Consider the following 26,283-nt stretch of genomic DNA (forward strand, 5'->3'; position numbering starts at 1 on the left):
GGTTCCCGTGACGTACGTGATCGCTCTTCCGTGCGTCGACGTGAAAGATCGCGCGTGCGTGGACGAGTGCCCAGTCGATTGCATCTACGAGGGCGAACGGTCGCTCTACATTCATCCTGATGAGTGCGTCGACTGCGGGGCCTGCGAACCGGTCTGCCCGGTCGAGGCGATCTACTACGAGGACGACCTTCCGGAGGAGTGGGCGGACTACTACAAGGCCAACGTCGAGTTCTTCGACGAGGTCGGGTCGCCCGGTGGTGCTGCGAAAACGGGTGTGTACGACTTCGATCACCCGATCATCGCCGCGCTGCCTCCCCAGGGCGAGTAGCCCGGCATGCGTCAGGCACTGCCCGACTACCCGTGGGACGCAATGGAGCCGTACGCCGCGACGGCGGCCGAGCACCCGGAGGGGGCGCTGAATCTCTCGGTCGGCTCCCCGGTGGATCCGACTCCCGCCTCCGTACGTGAGGCGCTCGCCTCGGCGACGGACGCCCACGGGTACCCGGCAACGGCAGGGTCCTCGGAGCTGCGTGAGGCGATCGCCGAGTGGTTCGCCCGCCGACGAGGCGTGACGGTGCCTGCCGACGCCGTGCTCCCCACCGTGGGCTCGAAAGAACTCGTCGCGCTGCTGCCGTTCCTGCTCGGAATCGGCGCGGGGGAGGCCGTGGTCTTCCCCTCGATCGCCTACCCGAGCTACGCGATGGGAGCTGCATTGGTGGGGGCCGATGCCGTTGCGGCCGACGATCCCGCTGAGTGGCCCGAGCATACGAAGCTGGTCTGGATCAATTCGCCTTCGAACCCCGACGGACGCGTGCTCGACGTCGAGGCGCTGCGCGCGGCTGTGGAGCGCGCCCGTGAGTTGGGGGCGGTGATCGCCGGAGACGAGTGCTACGCCGAATTCGGGTGGGACGCGCCCTGGGACGAGCGCCCGATCCCGTCCATCCTCGATCCGCGCGTCGTGGGCGACGACCATCGCGGCGTGCTCAGCATCTACTCCCTGAGCAAGCAGTCGAACCTCGCCGGGTATCGAGCGGCTTTCCTCGCCGGCGACCCCGAGCTGGTGTCCCAGTTGCTCACCGTGCGCAAGCATGCCGGACTGATGCTGCCGGCACCCGTGCAGGCCGCGATGGTGGCCGCGCTCGCCGATGAGGCGCACGTCGATGAGCAGCGCGCGCGCTACCGCGGGCGACGAGACACGCTGCGCCCCGCGCTCGAGGCCGCCGGCTTCGAGATCGAGGGCAGCGAGGCAGGACTCTATCTGTGGGCGACGCGCGGGGAAGACGCGTGGGATGCCGTCGCTGAGTTTGCGCGACTCGGCGTCATCGTCGGTCCGGGTCACTTCTACGGTGATCACTCTCCCCGCCACGTGCGGCTGGCGCTGACCGCTCCCGATGCCCATATCGCTGCGGCGGCGGCTCGCATCCGGGATGCTGCAACGCGCACCACGTGACTCGGCTCGAATCGACATTTCGCTTCACATCGAGATATTCTGAGCCGAGTGCGGCACCCACGTGGCGCGACCCACGGTTCCCTTCAGAGCCGATAGGGTGATAGGAATGGCCGTGTCATATCCGACGCAACGCCAGCTTTGAGACCTCACGAGGAGACGACGTGACCGAATCGACGCAGGGACCGGCCACCGCCAAGCTGACCTTCCCCGGTGGATCTGCCGAATTCCCGATCGTCGATGCTGTCGACGGGCACCCCGCCATCGATGTGAGCACCTTCACCAAGCAGAGCGGGCACACGGCGCTCGACTACGGATTCGTGAATACGGCGTCGACGAAGTCGAAGATCACGTACATCGACGGTGAAGAGGGCATCCTGCGCTACCGCGGGTACCCGATCGAGCAGCTCGCGCGGCACTCCACGTTCCTCGAGGTCGCCTATCTGCTCATCTACGGCGAGCTGCCCACGGCAGACCAGCTCGGCGCCTTCGATGAGGAGATCCGTCGCCACACGCTGCTGCACGAGGACATGCGCTACTACTTCGAGGGCGTGCCGCATACGGCGCACCCGATGGCAGTGCTCTCGGGCGGTCTGCAGACCATGTCGACCTACTACGAGTCGTCGCTCGACACCGCCGTTCCCGAGTTCGTCGAGGTGAACACGATCCGCCTGCTGGCCAAGCTCCCGGTACTCGCGGCGTATGCGCACAAGAAGTCCATCGGCCAGGCATTTCTCTACCCCGACAACAACCTCAACTTCGTCGAGAACTTCTTGCGGCTCAACTTCGGCAACAAGGCCGAGAAGTACGACATGAACCCCGTGCTGGTCGATGCCCTCGACAAGCTCCTCATTCTGCACGCCGACCATGAGCAGAACGCGTCGACGTCGACGGTGCGACTCGTGGGCTCGACTGGTGCGAATATGTTCTCCTCCGTCTCCGCGGGCATCAACGCGCTCTCGGGCCCCCTGCACGGCGGCGCCAACGAAGCCGTACTCGACATGCTCGCGCGCATTCGCGATTCGGGGCAGAGTGTCGAGACGTTCGTCGAGAAGGTCAAGAACAAGGAAGACGGCGTGAAGCTCATGGGCTTCGGGCACCGTGTGTACAAGAACTACGATCCGCGTGCGCGCATCGTGAAGGAAAGCGCTGCTCGGGTGCTCGAAGAGCTCGGTGTGAACGATCCGCTGCTCGGTCTCGCCCAGGAGCTCGAGCAGATCGCGCTCGAAGACGATTACTTCAAGGAGCGCAAGCTCTACCCGAACGTCGATTTCTACACCGGCGTCATCTACAAGGCGATGGGGTTCCCCACGCGCATGTTCACGGTGCTGTTCGCGATCGGACGACTGCCGGGCTGGATCGCTCAATGGCGCGAGGCTCGTGAAGACACCCAGACGAAGATCGGCCGCCCCCAGCAGCTCTACATCGGTTCCGGAGAGCGCCACCTCGATCGGTGATCGTGCGCGCCCGAGAATTCGACGCATTTCGCTAGGCTGAAGGTATGGATTCGACACCGACCATACCCGCGCTCGAGATCCGCGAACTCGCGAAGCGCTTCGGCGAGAAGATCGCGGTCAACGGCGTCTCGCTCGATATCCCCACCGGTTCGTGCTTCGGGCTCGTCGGGCCGAACGGCGCGGGCAAGACGACGACGTTGTCGATGGCGACCGGGCTGCTCCGTCCCGACGCAGGCTATGCGCGCATCGCGGGGGTGGACGTCTGGCAGAACCCCACGGAGGCCAAACAGCTCGTGGGAGTGCTCGCTGACGGGGTGAAGCTGTTCGACCGGCTGACGGGCGAGCAGCTGATCACGTACACCGGTCTGCTCGGTGGGCTCGACCGTGAGACCGTTGCGCGGCGCTGCGCCGACTTGTTGACGATGCTCGATCTCACCGCGGCAGCGCACACGCTGGTCGTCGACTATTCGGCGGGCATGACGAAGAAGATCGCGCTCGCTTGCGCACTGGTGCACGCGCCGCGACTGCTCGTGCTCGACGAGCCGTTCGAATCCGTCGATCCCGTCTCCGCGGCCAACATCCGCGACATTCTGCAGAGCTTCGTGCGCGGGGGAGGCACGGTGATCGTGTCGAGCCACTCCATGGACCTGGTCGAACGCCTATGCGATCACGTTGCCGTCATCGCCGACGGGCGTGTGCTCGCTGCCGGGAGCGTGAGCGAGGTGCGCGGGGCGTCGACGCTCGAGGAGCGCTTCGTCGAATTGGTCGGAGGTCGCGCGCACGTGGAGGGCCCCTCGTGGCTGAGTCGCTCCTGACGTCCGCTGCCCCGGCAGCGCCGACTGGGGCGGCGGCGCGAATCCGTGTGCTCGTGCGGCTGCGCTTCGTCGTGATGTGGAACACGCTGCGCCGACACCCCTGGCAGTTGGTGGGTGCCATCATCGGTGCGCTGTACGGGCTCGGCGTGCTCGCGCTCGTATTCTTCGGCCTTGTCGCACTCGCCATCGGAGCCTCGGAGCTCGCCAGAACCGTGCTCATCCTCGCGGGCTCCGGCCTCGTGCTGGGATGGGTGTTCGCCCCCATCCTCTCAACGGGCATGGATCGCACCCTCGACCCAGCACGGCTCGCCTCGATGCCGATGCGCCCGGCCGTGCAGCTCGCCGGCATCGGCATCGCGAGTCTGGTGGGAATTCCGGGACTGGTGACCCTCCTGCTCTCCGCCGGCACAGCGATCGCCTGGTTCCGATCGCCGGCGGCGATCATTGCCGCGGTCGTGCTCGCTCCCGTTGCTGCCGCAACTTGCGTGCTGGCTTGCCAGTTCACCGTCACAGCGCTTTCACGCGCGGCCGGGCACCGACGCTTCCGCGAAATCATCGGTGCGCTGCTGCTGCTCGTGCTCGTGCTGGTCGGTCCACTGATCTCCGTGGTGAGCGACGGCGTGGCGTCGATCTCGGATCGGCTGCCGGTCATCGCCGACGGGCTGTCCTGGTCTCCGCTCGGTGCGGTGTGGGCTGTGCCGGCCGAGATCGCAGGCGGCGCCTGGCTTGCGGCCAGTGCGAAACTGCTCATTGCGCTGGGAACGCCTGTGGTGCTCTTCTTTGCCTGGGCGCGTCTGTATCGCGCCAATCTCGGCGCCCTCGCGGCAGGTTCGCGTGCGAAGGGGAGTGCCGGCCTCGGGTGGCTGGGCCGCTTCCCCGCGTCGCCACGCGGGGCCATCGCCGCGCGCGCATTCATCTACTGGTTGCGTGATCCGCGATATCTCCAGAGCCTCATCGTCGTGCTCGTGATGCCGATCGTCTTCGGCTTCATGTCGGCGTCGATCGGCCAGCCGATCCTGCTCCCCGCATCGACGGTGCTCGTAGCGGCGCTGCTCTCGCTCAGTACGTTCGCCGACGTCTCCTATGACGGCACGGCCTTCAGCGTGCACCTGCTGAGAGGTGTGCGTGGAATAGACGATCGTCTCGGCCGGGTGTGGGCGAACGCTCTCGTGGCCGTGCCGCTCATCGTTCTCGTGGCGGTCGTGACGACGGCGCTCGTCGACCGCTTCGATCAGCTCCCGACGCTGGCCGGGCTCACTGCTGTGGTCACGCTCGGAGGCTTCGGTGTCGCGAGCGTGTGTTCCGCTATATTCGTCATGCCGGTTCCGCAGACGGGGGAGAACCCGTTTGCATCGAAGCCCGGCGCTGGAATGCTGAGTCTCGTCGGCATGGCCGGTTCGTATGGAGCGCTGACCGTGATTGCGCTGCCCACTATCGCGTTCACGATCGCGGCGGGAGTGACCGGACGTCCGCTGTGGGCGTGGGTCACACTCGCAGTCGGTGTGGTATCTGGCATCTTCGCGTGCTGGGGCGGTGTGCGATGGGGAGCCGCGATTTTCGATCGCAAGGCTCCGGATCTCTTCGCCAGGGTCGCGGCTCAGGCCTGATTCAGCGGTTGCTCTCGGCATGGGAGACGTGCGGGACACGGGTGACACGGACAGGCGCTCTAGCGAGTGCTCGTGCTCAAGCTCCGCTCGATCCCGCGTGCAGCCACGACGAGTTCCTCGATCGCCGCACCCGGCGGCCGCTCTCTGGGGAGCACGACGGAGAGCGCTGCGATGACCGCCCCAGCGCTCCGGACCGGCACGGCGACGCCAGTGGAAACCTCCTCGATGGAGGCGGGAGCGACGACGCGGCCCACGCGTCGAATCTCGTCGAGCGTTCGACGCAGGCGCGACGGATCGGTGATGGTTCCCGGCCCGACCCTGCGCAGCGGTGCGGCGAGCACGCGCTCGCGGAGGCGTGCGTCGGCGTGCGCCAGGAGCACGAGTCCCGACGAGGATGCGTGCAGGGGAAGTCGACCCGTGATACGGGTCGCATTCGCGCCGGCATTCGGGTCGGAGAGTTGCTCGAGGCACAGTGCCTCCTCCTGCTCGAGCACGGCGAGTTGGGTATGCTCCCGGATCGCCGACTGCACGCGCTCCATATACGGGAGCGCGGCCTGCCGCAGTTTGAGCGCAGTCGAGCCGCGAAGCGCGAGCTCCCACAGTCGCATGCCGAGCCGAACGCGGTGCTCTGCATCGCGTTCGAGAATGCCGTTCGCGACGAGTTCTCCGATCATGCGGTGAGCCGTCGACGGCGGCAGTCGTGCGCGGCGACCGATCTCGCTCACCGTCTGCACCGTTCGATCTTCCGAGAATGAGTCGATGATGCGCATGACTCGACCGATGACGGAGTCGCCGCTCGCCGAATTGGCCATATTCTCAACTTCCCTTCATTACGTCGACGCCGTGATCCTGCTGGTCGCGGATCCGGCCATGGCGGGCACAGATCAGCACTTCACCCGTCGACGGCGTCATGCAGCTCCCGGATGACGGGCGCCTCCGGCCCCGAGTGCGGCTGCGGCTTCGGCTTCGGAATAATTGCTGTCGCGAGTACGCCGAGAATCGCGACTCCTGCGAAGAGGTAGAAACCGCCGGGGTAGGCGAGTCCCGCGGCGACCAGCGCTCCGGTGACCCAGGGACCGGCGATCGCGCCGAGACGCCCGATACCAGCGGTAAAGCCCATGCCGGTGGCGACGAGCGCCCTGGGGTAGATGTACCCGACGAAGGCGTACACCAGCACCTGCGCGCAGAACACGAAGACGCCGGTGACGAGAATGACGAGGTTGAGGGCGAGGTCATTCGTGATCTTCACGCTGAGCAGTGTGAGGAGGGCGGCTGCAGTGGTGAACCAGACGAGGGTGGTTCCCTTGATGCCGCGGGCGTCGCCGACCCGCCCGCCGATCAGCAGGCCAATGACCGCGCCCACGTTGAGCACGAGCAGCATGACGAGCGAGCTCGAGATGTTGTATCCCGCAAGCTCCATGATCTTCGGCATCCACGTGTTCAAGCCGTAGACGAGCAGCAGGCCCATGAACGCCGCAACCCAGAGCCCGAGGGTCGCTCGGCCCCGGCCGTCCGAGAAGAGGTCGCGGACGCTGGAGCGGTGCTCCGGGAGTGCGATGCTCGGGGTCCCCGCCGGGTCGTGCGTCTCCGGCAGCTTGAACCACATGATCGGAAGCACCGCCAGACCGAGCACACCGCCGAGGGTGAAGAGCCAGGCCCAGTGCTCCTGCGCCCAGAACGCGGCGAGCGAGGCGAGCACCGCGCCCACGTGGTATCCGGTCATGGTGAAGGTCGACGCGCCCGCCTTGCGCCCGCCCGGTGCCGACTCCTGCATCATCGTGAGCGCGATCGGCATGCATCCGCCGAGTCCGAGGCCGGCGATCAGTCGGGCGACGCCCATCAGTGCGACGGCCGGCATGAGCGGGAAGAGCAGGGTGAAGATCGAGAAGACCGCGATGCACAGCATCAGCGCACCGCGGCGACCCAGTCGGTCTGAAAGCGGCCCGATGAGCAGCGCACCGAGTCCTACGCCCACGAGGGAGATCGTGGAGACGAACGTCATGTCGGTGACGGTCACACCGAGATGGCCGTGGGCCTCGCTCGTCATAATGGGAATCGTGGCGCCCAGCGCGACGATGTCGAAGCCGTCGAACATGACGGTGAGCCAGCACAGACCGACGATCCAGGGGCGGGTAGACGTTCTCAAGAATGCACTCCATTGTGATGCGAGGTGGCTACTGCGACATGGCAGCCCCCTGCGACATGGATCACACCGACTCAGTCTTGCGCGAGTGGACCGGGAACCATCGACATTTCCCGTTCAATGAGACCAGAACGGAGCTGAACGCACCGATGGCGCTCGGCTCCGTATTCGTCACTGCGTGCAACATCTCGTTGTCCGTCTGAGAGAATGGCACCATGTCGACGACCCGCTCACGCATCGCCGCGCGCGGCGTCGCAGCAGCAGCGGTGTCGACCTTCGTAGCTCTGCTCTCGCACGTGGGCGGCGGTGGCGATCTGCCGGGAACGATGGGAATTCTCGTTCCCTTGGTGCTGTCGAGCCTGGTGTGCGTCGCACTGGCAGGCAGGTCGCTTTCGCTGTTCCGGCTCACGCTTTCGGTCGCAGCGAGCCAGTTCCTGTTTCACGCGCTGTTCATACTCGGAACACCACGGAGCGCCTCGTCGACCATGGATGCGGCGCCGCATCACCTGCACGGCGGCGCCCAGGGACTCGACATGGCGTCGACTCCGAGCGCTCACCTGGCGCACGCGAGCGTCGGCATGTGGATCGCGCACTCGGTCGCCTGTGTGCTCACGGTCGCTGCGCTGTACAGTGCAGAATCGGTACTCGCCTCGGTTGCTGCGCTCAGGCGGATGATCCTGGCACGCTTGTGCGTGGAGGTTCCGATTGCACGAGTCTTCGGTACCGCGGCGCCGGAAGCGTCCCGGTTCAGCCGCGTAGATGCCTCGGTATTGCCGATCGGGTGTCACCCATCCGTGTTGGCGCATCGTGGCCCTCCGCTGCTCGCCGAACGCCGCTGACGTTCCCGTCGCAGTCACGTGATTCGCCCCCGCACTTCCGAATCGGATCGGCGAATGCACGTGCCAGTGCGAACGCGGGAAACCGCCTACGCCCGTAGCGCACGCGCGGAGCTCCCATGCTTCCGCGCTCCAGACGCGCCTGGGTGTACGCGCCCCCGCAGACACCGTCACCTCTCCGACTACACGCGAGTGCCTGCCTGAGATGGTGACGCTGTCTGACGTCGACGACCGCTCTGAGTGACCCTGTGAGGTTCGAGCATGCCCTGTGCGCTGTTCAGTCGTGCAACCCGTTCTACTCGTTCTATCCGTCCAATCCGTCCCGTTCGTCCATTGCAGTTGCTGCGTTCGCGCCGTCACTTGCGCGGCCGGATGTGGTCGAGTGCCCTCGGCGCCGTGCTGCTGGTGCTCGGAGCGGAGAGTCCTGCCTTCGCGCATGATCAGCTTCTCTCGAGTGATCCAGCGGAATCGGCAGTGCTGCAGCTATCGCCGACGGAGGTCTCCCTCGAGTTCTCCGACGCGGTTCTGACGGTCGGCGCAGTGATCCTGCTGGTCGATCAGGGCGGCAGAGAGTGGGTGGCGGCCGAGCCGAACCTCGACGGACCCACGGTGAGTGCGCCGATTGACGGCGAACTTCCCGACGGATCATACGAAGTGCGATGGCGCGTCGTATCGTCTGATGGCCACCCGATCAGCGGCATCGTCCCGTTCACCGTCGGTGACGAGGGGTCTCAGCCGGGTGCCTCGGCTGCAGAACCCGCAGAACCCGCAGATTCTGCAGCATCCGACGAACCCGCAGCGCCGGTGGAACCGGCAGCCTCGGAGCGGTCGCCTTCCGCGGAAGCGACTTCGGCAGAGCAGTCACCCATCTGGAGAACCGTCGGCATCGGCGCAGCGGGCGCATGCGGAGCGCTCGTGCTTTTCGGCGCCTGGTCATTTCGCAAGCGCGCCAAGCGCGCACTCTCGGATTCGTCGAACTGACGATCCGAATTCTGCACATCACGTAAATATCTTGAAAGGCATCATCATGCATGCACGAAACTCCCAGACCACCTTCCTCGCTCTGACCGCAGCTGCGCTCATTGCGCTCACCGGCTGCAGCGCCTCCGCTGGTTCGCCGGAGGAGTCGACCGCACCAGCCGCACCCGCCGGTGATTCAGTCGACATGGTGAACGGCTGGGTCAAGGCGGCCGACAGCGGCATGTCGGCCGCCTTCGGGGACCTCGAGAACACCGGCACGAGCGATGTCACCGTGGTGTCGGTCGATACGGAAGCATCGAGCGCGCTCGAGCTCCACGAGACGGTCGAGAACGAGACCGGCGAGATGATCATGCGCGAGAAGACCGACGGCTTCACCATTTCGGCAGGCGAAAGCCTCTCCCTTGAGCCCGGCGGAAACCACATCATGCTCATGGATCTCACGAACCCGATTCAGGCCGGCGACGAGATCACGTTCACCCTGACCTTCTCCGATGATTCCACCTCCGAGTTCACCGTGCCCGCCAAGGACTACGCGGGCGCGAACGAGAACTACGAGGGCGGCGAGGAGATGGACATGGACGGCATGGACATGGGCGAGGACATGAACATGGACGAGGACACGGATATGGGCGGTCACTCCGAATGAGCTCGGACCGGACCACCGACCACACCGGGCGGTCTGGCGTCAGCCGGCGGGGGCTTCTCTTCGGAGGAGCCGTCGCCGGCATCGGCGCGGCCGCGGCGGTCGGCGCAGACGTACTCCTCAACCGTTCGCAACCTGAAAGTGCCAGCAGCCGGTCGCGCGACGCTGCGGCTGCCCTTCACGGAAACGAGACGGTCGACTATTACGGCACGCACCAGGCCGGGATCGCGACGACCCCCCAAGCGCACGCGACGTTCGTGGCGCTCGACCTGCACGCCGAGACCGATCGGGCCGCCCTGCGACGGATGATGCAGATCCTCACCGAGGATGCTGCACGGCTGACGCAGGGCGAGCCGGCTCTGGCCGATTCTGAGCCGGAGCTCGTGACCGTGCCCGCGAGGCTGACCGTGACGTTTGGTTTCGGCCCCGAGTTCGTGACCCGAGCGGCAGGATCAGGTGCGCTTCCCGCATGGCTCGGGCCCCTGCCTGCATTCACGATCGACCGCCTCGAAGCCGCATGGAACGATGGAGATCTGCTGCTGCAGATCGCCTCGGATGACGCATTCACCGTCGCCCACGCCACGCGCATGCTCCTCAAGGATGCGCGGAGCTTTGCATCCGTGCGATGGACGCAGGCCGGGTTCCGTCGCGCGATCGGGTCTGAGAAGCCCGGCACCACCATGCGCAACCTCTTCGGGCAAGTAGACGGAACCACCAACCCGTCGCCCGACGACGACGACTTCGCACAGCTGGTGTGGGCGAACGGGGGCTGGCTCGCGGGCGGCACGAGCTTCGTATTGCGCCGCACGCACATGAATCTCGACAAGTGGGATCGCCTCGACCGGAGCGGGCGAGAGCAATCGGTGGGGCGCACGCTCGCAAACGGTGCGCCGCTCACCGGGGTGCACGAGCACGACGAACCCGAATTCGAGGCGAAAACGAGCATCGGGTTTCCCGTGATTCCGGAGTTCTCGCACATTCGCCGGGCGCGCTCCGAGAACACGGACGAGCGCATCTTTCGGCGCGCGTACAACTACGATCACGCGCCGGCCGGAGCGGAGATCTCCGATAGCGGCCTGCTCTTCGTCTCGTATCAGGCCGACGTGACGAAGCAGTTCGTGCCGATCCAGCGTCGCCTCGATGAACTCGACCTGCTCAATGAGTGGACGACGCCGATCGGATCCGCCGTCTTCGCCATCCCGCCAGGGTGCGCCGAGGGCGGGTACATCGGCGAGACCCTGCTGGCCTAGCATCGTTGTCGCGGCGGGAGACCGCAGGAATGCGGCGGGTGGTCGGCGGGTCTCGCGGCCGACCACCCGCTACTGGCCTTGCTACGCGTGCAGTGCCGCGTTGAGCTCGATGCCCGTGCCTTCACGGGGAAGCACCTCGACGGCGCCGGTGCGTGAATTGCGACGGAAGAGCAGCTTCGGGAGTCCGGAGAGCTCAATGGCCTTCACCTCCACGACCGTGTCGGGGGCCTCTGCGGTGCCGTGCGGCAGCACGACCTTCGTGCCGGCCGTGACGTAGAGACCGGCCTCGACGACGCTGTCATCGCCGACCGAGATGCCGATACCCGAGTTCGCGCCGAGCAGCGCGCGCTCGCCCACGGAGATGCGCTCCGTGCCGCCGCCCGAGAGCGTTCCCATGATGGACGCGCCGCCACCGATGTCGGAGCCGTCTCCGACGACGACGCCCTGGGAGATGCGCCCTTCGACCATTGACACGCCGAGTGTGCCGGCGTTGAAGTTGACGAATCCCTCGTGCATCACCGTGGTGCCCGGCGCGAGGTGCGCGCCGAGACGCACTCGGGAGGCGTCAGCGATGCGCACGCCCTGCGGTACCACGTAGTCGGTGAGCCTGGGGAACTTGTCGACGCCCACGGCGGTGATGCCCGCGCGCTTGAGCTGCGGAAGACGGGCGGCGTACTGCTCGGGCAGCATGGGGCCCGCGGTCGTCCATGCGATGTTGGGGAGACGCCCGAAGATGCCGTCGAGATTGAGGGTGTTGGGGCGCACGAGGCAGTGCGAGAGCAGGTGCAGCCGGAGGTACGCGTCCTCCGTCGATGCGGGGGCCGCGTCGAGATCGATCTGGACGTTCACGAAGCGGAGTTCGACACCGCGCAACTCATCGGTGCCCGTCAGACCGGCCAGCTCTGCAGGGGCGATCCAAGGATCGCGATCCTCCGGGCGAGTGCCGAGAACGGGGGAGGGAAACCAGGCGTCGAGAACGGTGCCGTCGGTCGCGATCGTGGCGATGCCGGCGGCCCAAGCGGAGCGGGAAGCAGTCATGCGCTCCATCGTATCGTCGCCGAGCCCGTGGGTGAGGTCCGGGTCGCCGCGTCAGGCAATAGGCTGGTTCGGTGAGCAGTGATTCGAACTCGAAGCCCCCTTTCGCCCTCGATCCCGCGATGGGCCCGGTCGAGCTGACACGCCAGCTCTGCAATATCGCATCGGTCTCCGGAGACGAGTGCGCGATCGCCGATGCTGTGGAAGCCATGCTGGGTGCGCACGCTGCGCACCTGTCCGTGACGCGCGATGGGGACACGTTGATCGCCCGCACCGAACTCGGCCGTGAGCGCCGCGTGGCGATCGCCGGGCACCTCGATACCGTGCCGATCAACGACAACCTGCCGGTGCGTGACATGGTAGACGACGCGTCGGGCGAACCGATGATCTGGGGGCGCGGCACCGTCGACATGAAGGCGGGAGTGGCCGTGCAGCTCGCACTGGCGATCGAGCTCGTCGATCCGGCGGTCGACCTGACCTGGATCTGGTACGACCATGAGGAGGTCGCGTCAGACCTGAGCGGTCTCGGTCGTGCCATGCGCCATCATCCGCACCTCTTCGAAGCGGACTTCGCGATCCTGGGTGAGCCCTCGAACGGAACGATCGAGGGAGGGTGCAACGGCACCCTCCGCGCGCGGGTGAGCGTCGGCGGGAAGCGGGCGCATTCGGCGCGCAGCTGGATGGGGGTCAACGCGATTCACCGCGCCGGCGCGCTTCTCGAACGCCTCTCGGTATTCGAACCCGAGCGGATCGTGGTCGATGGCCTCGAATATCGCGAGGGGCTCAATGCGGTGCGCATCGATGGCGGCGTCGCCGGGAACGTGATTCCCGATCGCTGCTCGTTCGACGTGAACTACCGATTCGCACCGAGCCGCAGCGGTGAAGAAGCGGCGGCGTTCGTGCGGGCATTCTTCGATGATGCCGATGAGGTCGAGATCATCGATCTCGCGCCGGGCGCGCGCCCCGGTCTCGACGCCCCCTTGGCACAGCGTTTCGTCGCCGCCGTCGGCCAAGAGCCGAAGGCGAAATTCGGATGGACCGATGTCTCGCGGTTCTCGGCACTCGGTATTCCGGCCGTGAACTTCGGCCCGGGGGATCCGCTGCTCGCCCACGCGGACGATGAGCGGGTGCCGGTTGCGCAGATCGAATCGTCGGCGGCGGCGCTTCGAGCATGGCTCTCGCACGACATCTCGTGATGAACTGCGTCACGACGCGACGCGGAAATTAGCTCCGCCTGCGTGGAAACCGATAAAATGGAATCCGTGCATCAAACCTGCAAGGAGGCGTCATGGCTGCAATGAAACCGAGGACCGGGGACGGACCCATGGAAGCGGTGCGTGAAAGCCGCTTGATCGTGGTTCGTGTACCGCTCGAAGGCGGCGGACGTCTGGTGGTGTCTGTGAACGACCAGGAAGCGGCGCAACTGCGCGACGTGCTCGCGGGCGTGCTCGACAACTAGTCAGCCGGATGTGCGGCTCGCACCTGCACACCTCCGGATCGAACCCCCTGCGGCTACCGCCGTGGGGGGTTCGGTGTTCCTGACGCTTCCCCGTCGAGTCGCACCAGGGTGAGCAGGCCGTCGCCGGCGGGGGAGAGGATCGGGGCGATCGCGGGCGACTCGGCGACCAGCGCGAGGAGATCCCGCATTGCCTGGGTGTCGTCATCACGGGAAGCGGGATCGGGAACTCGGCCGTGCGCGAAGGCGCCGGGCACCACTACGCACCCGCCCGGCCGTACGATGCCGAGCGCATTCTCGAAGTGCTCGAGCAACTGGGTCGGTTCGGCATCGAGGAGCACCAGATCGTAGGCTGCGAGATTCATACGGGGCATGACGTGGCGCGCATCGCCTTCGATGAGGCGAAGACGTGACGCGGCGATGCCCGCATCTGCGAAGACGCCACGGGCTTCGCGCAGGTGCTCCGATTCGATTTCGATCGAGGTGAGCGTCGCCTCAGGAGCATGCCGCAGCAGCGAGAGCCCGCTCACACCGACCCCCGTGCCCACCTCGCAGATGGCCTGGGCCCGCGCGAGCACCGTCAAGCCGGAGAGCTGGGCGCCGACCGAGCGGCTCACCGGCTCGATGCCCAGCTCGAGCGAGAGTCTGCGCGCACGCACGAGCGCTTCGGTCTCGCCGGGGTATTGCTCGGCGTACTGCCAATTGCGTTCGAGCTTGCTCACGTTATCCTCCGGTGTGCTCCGCTCCACAGCGCCGCTGGGACAGGGCAGAGCGATCTTCATTCATAGCGTAGGGCCGCGCGGCGGCGCCCCTCGTCGCACACGCGGGACAACGGCAAAGCGGCGCGGCGCACTCGGTCGATTTCCCGTCGTCGGGCGCGACCGAGCGCTACGATAGCGGTCATGGGCCTGACAATCGACAAGATACTGGTGATCCTCGTGATCGCCATGTTCGTGCTGGGTCCGCAGCGCCTCCCGATCTACGCGAAGAAGTTCGGTGAGCTGGTTCGCAGTGTGAAACGCATGGCTGACGGCGCAAAAGACCGACTGCGCGACGAGATGGGGCCGGAGTTCGACGATGTGGACTGGCGCCAGCTCGATCCGCGCCAGTACGATCCGCGCCGAATCATCAGAGACGCGCTGCTGGAAGACGAGCGCGAGGCTCGCGATAAGTCTCGGCGATCCGACATGGCCGATGCGGAGGCCCGCCGCCGGATCAGGCCGGATCCGGAAGAAGGCTCAGCAGGGACGCTGCACTTCGACGAAGAAGCGACGTGATGGACGGGACCATCGGGTGACCGCCAACGAGATCGACCGCAATGAGGCCGTCGGGGGAATCTCGAACGAACAGCGCACGATGCAGGAGCGACTCGCGCGACCGCAGCACGTCTTCGACGATATTCTGATCGCGCTCAATGAGCACTCGATCGTGGCGGTCACCGACGCCATCGGCCGCATCACCTACGTCAACGATCGCTTCTGCGAACTCTCGCAGTATCCGCGCGATGAACTTCTGGGACGCACGCACCGGGTCGTCGGCTCGGGCCACCACCCGCCTGCCTTCTTCGCGAATCTCTGGCGCACGATCACGGCGGGGCGGGTCTGGCAGGACGAGATCTGCAATCGCGCGCGAGACGGCTCGGAGTACTGGGTCAACACGACCATCATTCCGCTGATCGGGAGCGCGGGGACGCCGACGAGTTACGTGGCTCTGCGCACGGAGGAGACGCAGCGGCACGAAGCGGAGGCGGCAGTGCGCCGTCTCGCCTACGTTGACCCGGTGACCGGCCTGGACAATCGTGCGGCCATGATGCGGGCCATCGACGAGATCGTCGCGCTGCCCGCCGGCGATTCCTTCTCAGCCTTCATCACCGTCAGTGTCGATCAGCTCTCGGTCGTGAACGATGCCTTCGGATTCGAAGCCGGAGACCGCCTCCTGCTCGGCGCGGCTCGGCGCCTGAAGACTCTCGCAGGCGATCGCACGCGCATCGGCAGGATCGGCTCGAACACCTACGGTGTGCTGCTGCCTCGTATCAGCACCGATCTCCGAGACGCCGAACAGGCAGTAAGCAACACCATCGACCGCGTGTTCGATACACTGGCCGACGCGAACGAACTCGGATCAGGCATTGTCGTCGGAGCGGGAGCCAGTATCGGCCACGTGCTCTGGACGTCCTCCGCCCATGCCTCTGGTCTGGCCGACGGTGCTGAGGACGGGAAGAATCGGTGTGGGTTCATTGTGTCGCACGATGCCAACGAGGTCGTCAAGTGCTCCGAGATCGCGCGAAAGCGCGCCAGGCGACTGAGCGGGCAGCGGCGCTCGCAGCGTTTCGAGCAGCGCATGCTCGATGCGGTGCACGGACGCATGCTGCTCGTCTCCGAACTGCGGGCAGGTATCGCACGGGGCGAGCTCCAACTGTTCGCCCAGCCGATCGTCGACCGACATCGTCGAGTGATCGGCAGGGAAGCACTGATTCGTTGGAATCACGCTACCCGCGGGTTGGTTCCGCCCGACGAGTTCATTCCGCTCGCCGAGCAGACCGGCATGATCGTGCAGATCGGGGACTGGGTGCTCGACCAGGCCTGCCAAGTGCTGGCGCACTGGGCGCACAGCGATGCGACCCGCGAATTGACGCTCTCCGTGAATTTGAGCGAGCGGCAGTTGCAGGAGATCGATTTCGTGGAGCGCGTTCGCGAGGTGACCTCCCGATACGACATCGCTCCGGGTCGGTTGAAGTTCGAGCTCACCGAGAGCGTGCTGCATCGAGATCTGTCGCGAACGATATCTCTGCTCGAGAGATTGCGCGAGGACGGGGCGCACGCATCGCTCGATGATTTCGGCACCGGGTATTCGTCACTCAGCTATCTGCGCCAGCTCCCGGTGCAGCAGTTGAAGATCGATCGCTCGTTCGTGTCTTCGATCGTCGGAGATGAGCAGACCGCCGCGGTCGCTGAGACCATCGTGCGGCTTGCACGGATCTTCGGGTTGCAGGTGGTGGGCGAAGGGGTCGAGACCGAGGCCCAGTTCGTGCGACTGCGCGATCTCGGCGTGGATGCGTTCCAGGGGTATCTCTTCGGTCGTCCCGCGCCGATCGAGCGGCCCGTGGACGTCTAACGCCGCGCGGCACGCGAGGCCCGATCGTCGGTAGCACGGTCGACGGCAGCTCGGAGACTACCGCACGCTGATTCCGAGGGATCGCCGGGCGAGCCCGCGCCCGCCCTGCGCGAGCATTCCTGCGATTCGAATCACCTCGGCGGCTGCCGGATCAGTGGAATCAGTGAGCACGGTAGGTGCGCCAGCATCGCCGCCTTCCCGAAACGTCGGGCTCAGGGGCACGCTCCCGAGCAGCGGCACGATGCCGTGCTCCGCATCGCTCAAACGCTCGGCCACCAGCGCGCCGCCTCCTGACCCGAAGAGATCGAGCACGCTCCCGTCGGGCTGCGCGAGACCGGCCATGTTCTCCACGACGCCGATCACGTGCTGCCCGGTCTGCCGCGCGACGAGGGCGCTGCGCACCGCGACATCCGCTGCGGCCTCCTGCGGAGTGGTGACGACGAGCACCTCGGCCTGCGGCAGCAGCTGACCGATGCTGATCGCGATGTCACCGGTACCGGGAGGCAGATCGAGCAGCAGGACGTCGAGGTCGCCGAACCACACGTCCCGCAAGAACTGTTCGATCGTGCGGTGCAGCATTGGACCGCGCCATGACACCGCTGTGCTTCGCGGATCCGCATCGCCGAGGAACATTCCGATCGAGATCACTTTGACGCCGTGGGCGACCGGGGGCAGAATCATCTCGCCGACGCGCGTGGGCTGTTCGGTGCGGCCGTCGCGGCTCAATCCGAGCAGACCGGGAATCGAGAATCCGAACACGTCTGCGTCGATCAGGCCGACCGTGAGTCCTCGTTGTGCGAGTGCGACCGCGAGCCCGGTGGTGAGCGATGACTTGCCGACGCCGCCCTTTCCGCTGGTCACCGCGATGACGCGAGTCAGGGACTCGGGTCCGAACTGCTGCGGGCGATCGCCGCGATCGCCGCGGACCCGTTCGATGAAGCTCCGGCGCTCGGCGGGCGACATCACGCCGACCGCGATCGCCGCTTCCGTCACTCCGGGAGCGGCTTCCGTCGCCGCGCGCACGTCCGCTTCGATGCGGCGCGCGGCCGGGCAGCCGGCGATGGTGAGGAGTATCGATACGTCTGCGCGCCCGGCGGAGTCGACGGTCACCTCGCGCACCATTCCGAGCTCTGTGATAGGACGCAGGATCTCGGGATCCGTGACGCGATCCAACGCATCCCAGACGGCGCGAGCGACGCCCGTGTCTGGCCGTTCAGTCATCTGGACGACTCGACGTGGGATCCGAGGGGGAGTCGCTTCGCGCTCGGCCCCGCGTCGCCCCGCCGCGGGGCGCGCCGGTCGGTGCGTCGTCCTCCGCGAGCTCGGCGAGCAGCGACCTGAGCTCTGACCGCACGAAATCCCGGTCGGGAAGGTCTTTCAGTGCGAGGCGCAGCGCCACGACCTCGCGTGCAAGAAACTCTGTGTCGGCGAGATTGCGCTCGGCGCGCTGGCGGTCCTGCTCGATCTGCACGCGGTCGCGGTCGTCTTGCCGGTTCTGCGCGAGCAGTAGCAACGGCGCGGCGTACGAGGCTTGCAGGGAGAGAATCAGTGTGAGCGCGGTGAAGCCGAGGGCCGCCGAGTCGAATCGGTACGTCTCTGGGCCGTACGCGTTCCAGAGCAGCCAGGCCACGCAGACGATGGTGAGCGCGAACAGGAACCAGGGGGTGCCCATACCGCGGGCGATGCTCTCGGTCCATCGACCGAAGCGCTCGCTGTTGCCCGTGCGCGAGTCGTTGCGCGCGGCTCCACGGCCGCTCGCAGCTCGCGGGGCGTCGAGACCAGTGCCGCGCTTGAAGGGACTCATCCGACCGCTCCGGCCTCGAGAGGTGCGTCATCGTCAGCGTGCCGCCAGTCATCGGGCAGGAGATGGTCGAGCACATCGTCGACTGTGACGACCCCGACGAGCCGGTTCTGCTCGTCGACCACGGGCAGCGCCACGAGGTTGTAGCTCGCGAGGCGGCGCGAGACCTCGGCGGCGCTCGCGTGCACCGTCACGGGCTCGATCTCGGCGTCGAGCAGCGACGCCATGCGCTCGTGCGGCGGGAACCGCAGCATGCGCTGGAAGTGGGCGAGGCCGATGTACTCGCCCGTCGGGGTCTCGTACGGCGGGTGGGTGACGTAGACCGTTGAGGCCATCGCAGGGGAGATCTCCGCGCGTCGGATCATGGCGAGACCCTCGGCAACGCTCGACTCTGCGGCCAGCACGATCGGCGCCGGACTCATGAGACCGCCGGCGGTATCGGCGTCGTACTCGAGCAGTCGGCGCACGTCTTCCGCTTCCTCGGGCTCCATGAGGTTCAACAGCTCGGCGCCCTGCGCGGCGGGCAGCGCCGAGATGAGATCTGCCGCGTCGTCGGCCTCCATGCGATCGAGAACGTCTGCTGTGCGGCTGGACGGCAGCTGAGCGAGCAGCGCGAGCTGATCCTGCTCGCTCATCTCCTCGAGGGCATCGGCGACGCGCTCATCTGGCAGTTCCTCGATCACCTCGATCATGCGGGGCTGGGGGAGTTCGAGCAGCGCCTCGGCGAGGTCGGCCGGCTTCAGATCGACCAGCGTCTGGATGAGGAGCTCAGCCGACCGGGTGCCCTCGGTAGAAGTCGGAAGCCGCAGTTCGGCCCAGCGCACGATGCGGGCATCGCCCCGGCTGAACGGTGCCGCGGGTTTCGGAAGGCGCACGAACACCTCGCTGACAAGCCACTCGCCCGAACGACTGCGCTCGATCGCGGCATCCTCGATGCGCGCGCTCGTGGGCTGCCCGGGAGGCGACTGAGCCAACTGCACGTCGCGTCCGATGAGCTCGGCGATCATGCGCGTCTCACCGCCGCGCTGCTCGAACCGGCGCACGTTGATGAGTCCGGTGGTGATGACCTGACCGGAACCGATCGAAGTGACGCGACCGATGGGCACGAAGACGCGGCGCTTGCCCGGAATTTCGACGATCAAGCCGACGACCCGCGGCGCGCTCGCCGCCCGAAAGACGACCAGCACATCTCGCACCTTGCCGATGCGGTCGCCGACCGGATCGAACACGCCGCGGCCGGCGAGCCGACCGACGAAGACCCTCGAAGTACTCACCCCACTACGGTACCGCTCAGCGACGGGCGGCGATACTTGTGGCATGCACCCCGATCCTCCGCTTCCTCGCCGTGTCTCGCGCCGCGGCGTGATCGGTTTCACCGCGTGGGGCGGGCTCGCCGCGGCAGGTGTGCTGCTCGCCGGTTGCGCGCCGGAACCGCAGCGGGAGATTGCGCTCCGCGATCCCGAGCCCCGGGCACACCCCGTACCTGAGCGCGACCCCGCGCCAGAAGCGGCAGCGCCCGCCGTGCTGCTGCTCGCCTCACTCGCGCAGTCCGACGCGGTCGCTATCATCGACCCGTCCCGGCCCGATGCCGACGCTGTGCAGCAGGTCACCGTCGGCGCCGCACCTTGGGGTGTCGGGGTCGCCGCCGACGGTCGCACCGGGTACGCCGCGACCGCCGAGGGTCTCGCGGTGATCGACCTTCTCGGTGCGACGCGACGAGCGCTCGTGCCGTACGCGCACCCGGCGAGTCGAATCGAATCGGGCGAGTACCGCCCGGGCGGACTGGGCCTCGCCGTGTCCCCGGACAGCGGGCGGGTATACGTCGCGGTGACCGCGGGCGACGGCGCGTACGCGCTCGAGGTGTTCGACACCGAAACGCAAAAGTTCATCGGATCGGCTCCGATCGGGCTGCGACCCTTCGACGTGCTTGTCGCCCCCGACGGGGCATGGGCCGCGACGGTCGACCATGACGGCTTCACTGTGACCGTCGTCGATGCGGCGACGCTCGCCCCCGTGAGCCACGTGGTCGCACCGTTCGGTACCGAGGGCGGCCTCGCATCGTGGGAGAAGCCCCACTACGGTGCGGTCGACGCAGCGGGCGGGATCCTGCTCCCGTATCAGGGCCGGGTGGTGGTCAGGCTCGATCCGCTCACGGGGGCGACCGCTTCGATCGCAAGCACGGCGAACTCGCACGCGCACGGCACCGCCCTTGCGGGAAGCACGCTGCTCACGGTCGGCACGGGCGCGTTCGGCAATGCCGATGGTTCGGCGAACCTGTCGCTGCTCGACGTCTCGGCCGAGACGGGCGCAGCACCGGAGCGAATTGTGCCCATGGACGTGCCCCATGAGACCGTCGCGGTGTGGACCGATGCCGGCGGGTCAGAGTTCGCAGCCGTCGCAGGCGGCAACACACGGAACGAGGGCTGGGACGGTATCACCCTCGTAGCGCTCGATTCGCTCGAGGTGCGCAAGCTGCCCGTGGCGGGCTACCCGCAGGCCGTCGTTTCGTACGCTCGGAGCTGAATCACGAGTGGTGTTGGCGGCTGCTGCACCCCTTATGCGGTCGACAATGGGAGAATCGCAGTATGAGTACTCCTGGTGGACCCATGCGGTCATCGCGTCTCCCGCTGGTTCCCGAGATCCCGAAGGGCGACATCGTCTCGACCTATGACCGCTACGAGGATGCAAAGCACGCCGTCGACGTGCTCGCGCGCGCCAGCTTTCCCGTGCGGCAGATCAGCATCGTCGGCAACGACGTGCGCAGCGTCGAGCGGGTCACCGGCCGACTCACCTACGGTCGCGTCGCGCTCATGGGCGCGCTCTCGGGCGCGTACCTGGGCCTCTTTCTCGGGCTCCTGCTGTTCATCTTCCAGCCCGACAACGGGGCGATCCTCGGGGTCTTCGCCGCGGCCATCGCGATCGGTGCGGGCTTCGGCATGCTCTTCGGCGTGCTGTCGTACGCCATGAATCGCAACCGCCGCGACTTCTCGTCGGTGATGCAGATGGTCGCGACGAGGTACGACCTCATCACGGAGCCTGAGCTGCTGCACGAGGCGCGGCGGGTGCTCACGGAAGCTGTGGATAAGTAGCGCGTGTGCGCGGACCGGGGCCCGGCCCGCGCGATCCCGAACTACTTCTCGAGACCGTTCAGCGCCCGGATGCCGGCGTTCTCGAGAGCGCCGAGCGGCGTTCCGTCGGCAAGACTCGCCTCCACCCGCACGGTGGACATGCGCATACGCGTCGACTCCGGCGTTGCCTGGGCGAGCGGGGTGGCGGCGAAGGCCGCGAGGTTCTCGAGCGAGTTCTCAGAAAGCCAGGCCTCGGCGTCGGTTCGCGACAGCGACGACTCGTATACGACCTTCGCGATCCCTTCGTACACCGAAACCGATGCGAGAGATTGCGCCGCCGTGACTCCCTCTGAGGCGCGCTCTTCGTGGAACTCGCGGATCGCGTCCTCGATCTCCTGGTCGGATGCTGGGGTCTCGTTCATGCTGCACTCTCCAATGCTCGGTTGACGGGTGGGTCGCGCAGGTCGCCTCCAGCAGCAGTGCGCGATCGGCGGGGTGGGCCATCGCCAGTGTACGAGCCGGGGGTCGGCGATTTCGCGGGGTTGACGCGGACCGGGGTGCTCCTGACAGGCCCTGACCGTCGGCCCGAGCGTCACTCGTCGCGCAGCGCCTTCTGGATGCGCTGCAGCGAGACGGGCTCCGCGGTGCGCAGCTGCTGCGCGAACAGGCTGACGCGCAGCTCCTCGATCAGCCACCGGGCGCGCACGAGCCGCTTCGGTGCGTCGACCGGCAGCGGGACGACCCCGCCGGCCTCGGCGTAGAGAGCGGCCGCTCGGTCGATCTCGTTCTGCCAGGCGCGATCCCGGCCCGGCTGCTCGGTGAGGGCGCGCATGCGCATCTGCACGGCTTCGAGGTACACCGGCACGCGTTCCAACTGTGCGAGACCGGTCCGCGAGACGAAGCCTTCGAACACCAGGCCGTCGACCTGCCGGGCGGCGTCGGCCACCTGGCCGAGTACCTGCATCGACTTCGCCGCGTCGATCGCCTTGCGGGCCAGGCGGGCGCCGTCGAGCACGCGCGCGGTGAGCGAGATCGCACCGTAGATCTCGTCGATGAGCGACCGGGCGTAGTCGTCGGCCAGCGCTTCGAACTCGGCCTCTCGCCAGATGAGCCCGTCGGCTGCGTGTCGGCGGATCACACGGTCGGCGACCGCGAGCGACACGTCGGCGATCGCCTGGTCGAGCGTGCGATATGGTCCAGCCCCGAGCAGCAGCTTCTCCTGGTTCGAGAGGTGGTCGCGCACGTACGAAGCCGGCGAAGGAGAACTCAGAACGAGGAGGCGGCGGATCCCGCGCCGGGAGATGCGCTCCTGCTCGCCCTGATCGGCGACGAGCACCAGATCGACAGCGGTGCGGCGGTCGAGGATCGCCGGGTACGCGCGCACCACGCCTGCGCCCGCGGATCCGCGTCCCTTGGCGTACGTCGAATCGACGTGCTGGGGCAGATCTCCGAAGGTCCAGGAGGTCGCACCGGTGCGCTCGAGGTCGCTCTTCGGCAGGGCGGCCGCGGCGACCTTCGCCACGCCCTCGGTCGCGCGCTCACGATGCGCCGTCTGGAGTTCTGCGAGGTTCTTGCCCGTGCCCACGGTGCGGCCGCGCCCGTCGACGACCCGGAACGTGGGGGTGAGGTGCGCGGGGAGTCGTTCGGGATCGAAATCTCCGGGGGAAACCGGCACGCTGGTGCGACGGCGGATCTCGGTGGCGAGCAGTTGCGTCAGCGCGGGCGGCGTCGCTCCCGGCGACACCGGAGCGTCGAGCTGCGGCCCCACCGTCGCGAGCAGCGTTCGCGCCCAGTCGGCCGCCGGTACCACGTGCTTGCGAATCGCCTTCGGCAGCGTCTTGATGAGTGCCGTGACCAGCTCCTGACGCAGGCCGGGAACGAGCTTCTCGAAGTCCGACCCCTCAAGGCGCGGGAGCAGGGGAAGCGGCACGTTCACCGTGACGCCGTCGTCTTCAGCGGTCGGATCGAAGCGATACTTCAGGCGAAGCGTCTGATCGCCGTGCGACCACTGCTTCGGAAACTCCTGCTCGTCAACGGCGTCGGTCTCATCCTCCACCAGGTCTTCACGCCGCAGGTGCAAGAACTGCGGCTCGGTCGCCCGCTTCTGCTTCCACCATCCCTCGAAGCTGCGGGTCGACACCACGTCGGCAGGGATGCGCGCGTCGTAGAACTCGAAGATGGCCTCGTCATCTCCGACGATGTCGCGGCGCCGCGTGCGCTCCTCGAGCTGTTCGAGCTCGCGCCGCAGCTGGCGGTTCGCTCGATCGAACGCCTGAGGCGAATCCCACTCCCCGTCGACGAGCGCGTGCCTGATGAACAGCTCGCGCGCGTGCTCCTGGTCGTACCGAGCGAGCTGCACCCGCCGACGGTCGACGATCGGAACGCCGTAGAGCGTCACCCGCTCATAGGCGACCGCAGCGCCCTGGTTCTTCTCCCAGCGCGGCTCTGAGATCTGCCGCTTCGCGAGCGGGCCGGCGATCGCCTCGGCCCACGCCGGATCGACGACCGCGTTGGAGCGGGCGAACAGGCGCGATGTCTCGACGAGCTCGACGCTCATCACGACCTCCGGCGGCTTCTTCGCGAGCACGGATCCCGGGTAGAGCGCGAAGCGCGTGCCCCGCGAGCCGAGGTACTCCTGTGCGGGCTTGCGCCTGATGGCCCCGGCAGCAGACCGGCCGCGCGCGGGCACAACGCGATCCTGCCGGTCGTCGCGCACGCCGAGCTGCGAAAGGAGCCCTGCGAGCACCGAACGATGGATCGCCTCGCCCGAGCTGCCGGTCGCACCCCGGTCGGCGCTGTCGCGCGGAGCCTTCGCGATCCTCGCGAGCTGCCGGTACAGGTCCATCCACTCGCGCACCCGCAAGAAGTTGAGGTACTCGGCCTTGCAGAGCCGTCGGAAGGCGCTCGATGACAGCTCGCGCTGCTGCTCCTGCAGGTAGTTCCAGAGATTCAGGAGCGTCGCGAGGTCGCCCTGCGGGTCGGCGAACCGGCCGTGCAGTTCGTCGGCGCGCCCGCGTTCGGCCTGCGGGCGCTCGCGCACGTCTTGAATGGTGAGACCCGCCACGATCGCGAGCACCTCGGGCACGACATCGTGAGATCTCGCCTCGATGACCATGCGCGCGAATCGCGGCTCGATGGGAAGGCGGGAGAGCTCGCGGCCGATCTTCGTGATGCGATGCGTCGCCCCGCGCTCGCCGCCGCGCTCGCCACTGCGCTCGCCGCTGCGCTCGCCGCTGCGCTCGCCGCTGCGCTCGCCGCTGCGCTCGCCGCCGCGTTGACGGCCCCGGCCGCGACCCTTCGCGGGAGCGGGCTCGACCGCGCCCAGCTCGGCGAGCAGGCCGAGCCCGTCGGCGATGCCTCGCGGGTCGGGCGGCGTGAGAAAGGGGAAACGGGCGATGTCGCCGAGGCCGAGCGCGAGCATCTGCAGGATCACCGAGGCGAGCCCGGTGCGTCTGATCTCGGGTTCGGTGAACTCGGGGCGCGACGCGAAGTCCTCCTCCGAGTAGAGGCGGATGGCGATGCCCGGGCTGGTGCGACCGGAACGGCCGGAGCGCTGGTTCGCGCTCGCCTGCGAAACGGCTTCGATCGGGAGGCGCTGCACCTTGCTGCGGGCGCTGTACCGGGAGATGCGCGCCGTGCCGGCGTCGATGACGTAGCGGATGCCTGGCACCGTCAGCGACGTCTCGGCGACGTTCGTGGCCAGCACGATGCGGCGCGCACCGCCCGAGCGCCGCTCGAACACGCGGTGCTGCTCGGCGCTGCTGAGCCGGCCGTACAGCGGCAGAATCTCGGTGCGCGCGGCGCGGGCCGACGTCCGCAGGCGACCCTGCAGAGACTCGGTGGCGTCTCGAATCTCGGCTTCGCCCGAGAGGAAGACGAGCACATCGCCCGGCGCTTCCCTCGCGAGTTCGTCGACGGCGTCGCCGATGCCGTCGAACAGGTCGCGCTCGATGGTCGTGACCTTTGGCGCTCCGGTTTTCGGGTCGGGCTTCTCGATCTGCTCGACCAGCGGGCGGTACCGCACCTCGACCGGGTAGGTGCGGCCCGACACCTCGATGACCGGAGCGGGCTCACCCGTTTTCACGTTTGCGAAGTGCTTCGCGAAGGACTCGGGGTCGATGGTCGCCGACGTGATGATGACCTTGAGGTCGGGGCGGCGGGGGAGCAGCGTCTGCAGGTACCCGAGCAGGAAATCGATGTTCAGACTGCGCTCGTGCGCCTCGTCGATGATGATCGTGTCGTAGGCCGTGAGATCGCGGTCGCGGTGGATCGCGTTGAGCAGGATGCCGTCGGTCATCAGGCGCACGCGCGTCTCGGCCGACACCTGGTCGGTGAACCGCACCTGGTAGCCGACGAGACCGCCGAGCTCAGAGCCCAGCTCCTCGGCGACGCGCTCCGCGATGGTGCGGGCGGCGATGCGGCGGGGCTGCGTGTGGGCGATCCTCTCGCGTCCGAGTGCCAGGGCGATCTTGGGCAGCTGGGTCGTCTTGCCAGAGCCGGTCTCGCCCGCGACGATGACGACCTGGTGGGAGCGGATCGCTTCCGAGATCTCGTCGCGCATCTGCGAGACGGGGAGCTCCTCGGGAAAGGTGATGTGGAGCGGGGGAAGCGTCATGATGCTTCCATTATC

Annotated in this window: 24 protein-coding genes; 15 read left to right on the plus strand and 9 right to left on the minus strand. The window is 67.3% G+C overall.

What is annotated here, in order from left to right; translation table 11 throughout:
- Positions 1 to 7: 7 nt before the first annotated feature.
- The 5 genes from fdxA to AB0O71_RS03010 all read left to right on the plus strand — a co-directional run bounded on the left by fdxA (position 8) and on the right by AB0O71_RS03010 (position 5,326).
- Entirely contained in the window at positions 8 to 328 is a 321-nt protein-coding gene (gene fdxA, locus AB0O71_RS02990) for a ferredoxin (protein ID WP_363741750.1), read from the plus strand.
- Positions 329 to 334: 6 nt separating this feature from the next.
- Positions 335 to 1,450 carry a succinyldiaminopimelate transaminase gene (dapC, locus tag AB0O71_RS02995; RefSeq protein ID WP_363741752.1) on the plus strand — a complete coding sequence of 372 codons (1,116 nt, stop codon included), beginning with the start codon at positions 335 to 337 and terminating at the stop codon, positions 1,448 to 1,450.
- 161 nt (positions 1,451 to 1,611) lie between these two features.
- Positions 1,612 to 2,904 carry a citrate synthase gene (locus tag AB0O71_RS03000; protein WP_363741754.1) on the plus strand — a complete coding sequence of 431 codons (1,293 nt, stop codon included), beginning with the start codon at positions 1,612 to 1,614 and terminating at the stop codon, positions 2,902 to 2,904.
- 44 nt (positions 2,905 to 2,948) lie between these two features.
- The gene (locus AB0O71_RS03005; RefSeq protein WP_363741756.1) at positions 2,949 to 3,719 is read left to right on the plus strand and encodes an ABC transporter ATP-binding protein; all 771 of its coding nucleotides are present in this window, start codon (positions 2,949 to 2,951) and stop codon (positions 3,717 to 3,719) included.
- The gene (locus tag AB0O71_RS03010; protein ID WP_363741759.1) at positions 3,701 to 5,326 is read left to right on the plus strand and encodes a transporter; all 1,626 of its coding nucleotides are present in this window, start codon (positions 3,701 to 3,703) and stop codon (positions 5,324 to 5,326) included. Before AB0O71_RS03005 ends, AB0O71_RS03010 begins: the two co-directional genes overlap by 19 nt.
- Positions 5,327 to 5,385: 59 nt before the next feature.
- Here the strand turns inward: AB0O71_RS03010 and AB0O71_RS03015 are convergent, their stop codons facing one another.
- Positions 5,386 to 6,138, minus strand: a complete 753-nt coding sequence (locus AB0O71_RS03015; protein WP_363741762.1) for an IclR family transcriptional regulator — start codon at positions 6,136 to 6,138, stop codon at positions 5,386 to 5,388.
- Between the two features lie 80 nt (positions 6,139 to 6,218).
- Entirely contained in the window at positions 6,219 to 7,472 is a 1,254-nt protein-coding gene (locus AB0O71_RS03020) for an aromatic acid/H+ symport family MFS transporter (RefSeq protein WP_363741764.1), read from the minus strand.
- A gap of 212 nt (positions 7,473 to 7,684) precedes the next feature.
- On the opposite strand from AB0O71_RS03020, the gene AB0O71_RS03025 reads away from it, so the two are divergent.
- The 4 genes from AB0O71_RS03025 to AB0O71_RS03040 all read left to right on the plus strand — a co-directional run bounded on the left by AB0O71_RS03025 (position 7,685) and on the right by AB0O71_RS03040 (position 11,179).
- On the plus strand, positions 7,685 to 8,308 hold the full coding sequence (locus AB0O71_RS03025; protein WP_363741766.1) for a hypothetical protein: 624 nt from the start codon (positions 7,685 to 7,687) through the stop codon (positions 8,306 to 8,308).
- 369 nt (positions 8,309 to 8,677) lie between these two features.
- Positions 8,678 to 9,286, plus strand: a complete 609-nt coding sequence (locus AB0O71_RS03030; protein ID WP_363741768.1) for a copper resistance CopC family protein — start codon at positions 8,678 to 8,680, stop codon at positions 9,284 to 9,286.
- Between the two features lie 46 nt (positions 9,287 to 9,332).
- Positions 9,333 to 9,932 carry a copper chaperone PCu(A)C gene (locus tag AB0O71_RS03035; protein ID WP_363741770.1) on the plus strand — a complete coding sequence of 200 codons (600 nt, stop codon included), beginning with the start codon at positions 9,333 to 9,335 and terminating at the stop codon, positions 9,930 to 9,932.
- Positions 9,929 to 11,179, plus strand: coding sequence for a Dyp-type peroxidase (locus AB0O71_RS03040; protein ID WP_363741772.1), 1,251 nt, complete (start codon positions 9,929 to 9,931; stop codon positions 11,177 to 11,179). The genes AB0O71_RS03035 and AB0O71_RS03040 overlap by 4 nt, the downstream gene beginning before the upstream one ends.
- An 81-nt stretch (positions 11,180 to 11,260) precedes the next feature.
- Here AB0O71_RS03040 and dapD read toward each other — a convergent pair whose 3' ends face one another.
- A complete protein-coding gene (gene dapD, locus AB0O71_RS03045) occupies positions 11,261 to 12,217 on the minus strand; it encodes a 2,3,4,5-tetrahydropyridine-2,6-dicarboxylate N-succinyltransferase (protein WP_363741774.1) in 957 nt (318 codons plus the stop codon).
- A gap of 119 nt (positions 12,218 to 12,336) precedes the next feature.
- On the opposite strand from dapD, the gene dapE reads away from it, so the two are divergent.
- Positions 12,337 to 13,410, plus strand: coding sequence for a succinyl-diaminopimelate desuccinylase (dapE, locus tag AB0O71_RS03050; protein WP_363742130.1), 1,074 nt, complete (start codon positions 12,337 to 12,339; stop codon positions 13,408 to 13,410).
- Positions 13,411 to 13,502: 92 nt separating this feature from the next.
- Complete coding sequence (locus tag AB0O71_RS03055; protein WP_363741776.1) at positions 13,503 to 13,673, plus strand: DUF3117 domain-containing protein; 171 nt, start codon at positions 13,503 to 13,505, stop codon at positions 13,671 to 13,673.
- Between the two features lie 53 nt (positions 13,674 to 13,726).
- On the opposite strand, the gene AB0O71_RS03060 is transcribed toward AB0O71_RS03055, so the two are convergent.
- Positions 13,727 to 14,392 carry a class I SAM-dependent methyltransferase gene (locus AB0O71_RS03060; protein WP_363741778.1) on the minus strand — a complete coding sequence of 222 codons (666 nt, stop codon included), beginning with the start codon at positions 14,390 to 14,392 and terminating at the stop codon, positions 13,727 to 13,729.
- A 180-nt stretch (positions 14,393 to 14,572) separates the two neighbouring features.
- Here AB0O71_RS03060 and AB0O71_RS03065 point away from each other — a divergent pair, with 180 nt between their 5' ends.
- A complete protein-coding gene (locus tag AB0O71_RS03065) occupies positions 14,573 to 14,947 on the plus strand; it encodes a twin-arginine translocase TatA/TatE family subunit (protein ID WP_363741780.1) in 375 nt (124 codons plus the stop codon).
- Positions 14,948 to 14,963: 16 nt separating this feature from the next.
- Complete coding sequence (locus AB0O71_RS03070; protein WP_363741782.1) at positions 14,964 to 16,784, plus strand: EAL domain-containing protein; 1,821 nt, start codon at positions 14,964 to 14,966, stop codon at positions 16,782 to 16,784.
- 57 nt (positions 16,785 to 16,841) lie between these two features.
- Here AB0O71_RS03070 and AB0O71_RS03075 read toward each other — a convergent pair whose 3' ends face one another.
- The 3 genes from AB0O71_RS03075 to AB0O71_RS03085 are packed head-to-tail and all read right to left on the minus strand — an operon-like array spanning position 16,842 to position 19,859.
- Positions 16,842 to 18,005: a P-loop NTPase gene (locus tag AB0O71_RS03075; protein ID WP_363741784.1), complete on the minus strand. Its 1,164-nt coding sequence runs from the start codon at positions 18,003 to 18,005 to the stop codon at positions 16,842 to 16,844.
- Positions 17,998 to 18,588, minus strand: a complete 591-nt coding sequence (locus AB0O71_RS03080) for a DUF1003 domain-containing protein (protein ID WP_363741787.1) — start codon at positions 18,586 to 18,588, stop codon at positions 17,998 to 18,000. The genes AB0O71_RS03075 and AB0O71_RS03080 overlap by 8 nt, the downstream gene beginning before the upstream one ends.
- Entirely contained in the window at positions 18,585 to 19,859 is a 1,275-nt protein-coding gene (locus AB0O71_RS03085; RefSeq protein WP_363741789.1) for a CBS domain-containing protein, read from the minus strand. Before AB0O71_RS03085 ends, AB0O71_RS03080 begins: the two co-directional genes overlap by 4 nt.
- Before the next feature lie 43 nt (positions 19,860 to 19,902).
- On the opposite strand from AB0O71_RS03085, the gene AB0O71_RS03090 reads away from it, so the two are divergent.
- On the plus strand, positions 19,903 to 21,108 hold the full coding sequence (locus tag AB0O71_RS03090) for a hypothetical protein (protein ID WP_363741791.1): 1,206 nt from the start codon (positions 19,903 to 19,905) through the stop codon (positions 21,106 to 21,108).
- Positions 21,109 to 21,170: 62 nt separating this feature from the next.
- Positions 21,171 to 21,674, plus strand: coding sequence for a general stress protein (locus AB0O71_RS03095; RefSeq protein WP_363741794.1), 504 nt, complete (start codon positions 21,171 to 21,173; stop codon positions 21,672 to 21,674).
- 41 nt (positions 21,675 to 21,715) lie between these two features.
- Here AB0O71_RS03095 and AB0O71_RS03100 read toward each other — a convergent pair whose 3' ends face one another.
- Together AB0O71_RS03100 and hrpA are read right to left on the minus strand one after the other, a co-directional pair.
- Positions 21,716 to 22,075, minus strand: coding sequence for a hypothetical protein (locus AB0O71_RS03100; protein WP_363741798.1), 360 nt, complete (start codon positions 22,073 to 22,075; stop codon positions 21,716 to 21,718).
- 170 nt (positions 22,076 to 22,245) lie between these two features.
- Positions 22,246 to 26,268, minus strand: a complete 4,023-nt coding sequence (gene hrpA, locus AB0O71_RS03105; RefSeq protein ID WP_363741801.1) for an ATP-dependent RNA helicase HrpA — start codon at positions 26,266 to 26,268, stop codon at positions 22,246 to 22,248.
- Positions 26,269 to 26,283 lie beyond the last annotated feature (15 nt).

Origin of the sequence: Leucobacter sp. NPDC077196 (assembly GCF_040687075.1) — a bacterium.
GTDB lineage: Bacteria > Actinomycetota > Actinomycetes > Actinomycetales > Microbacteriaceae > Leucobacter.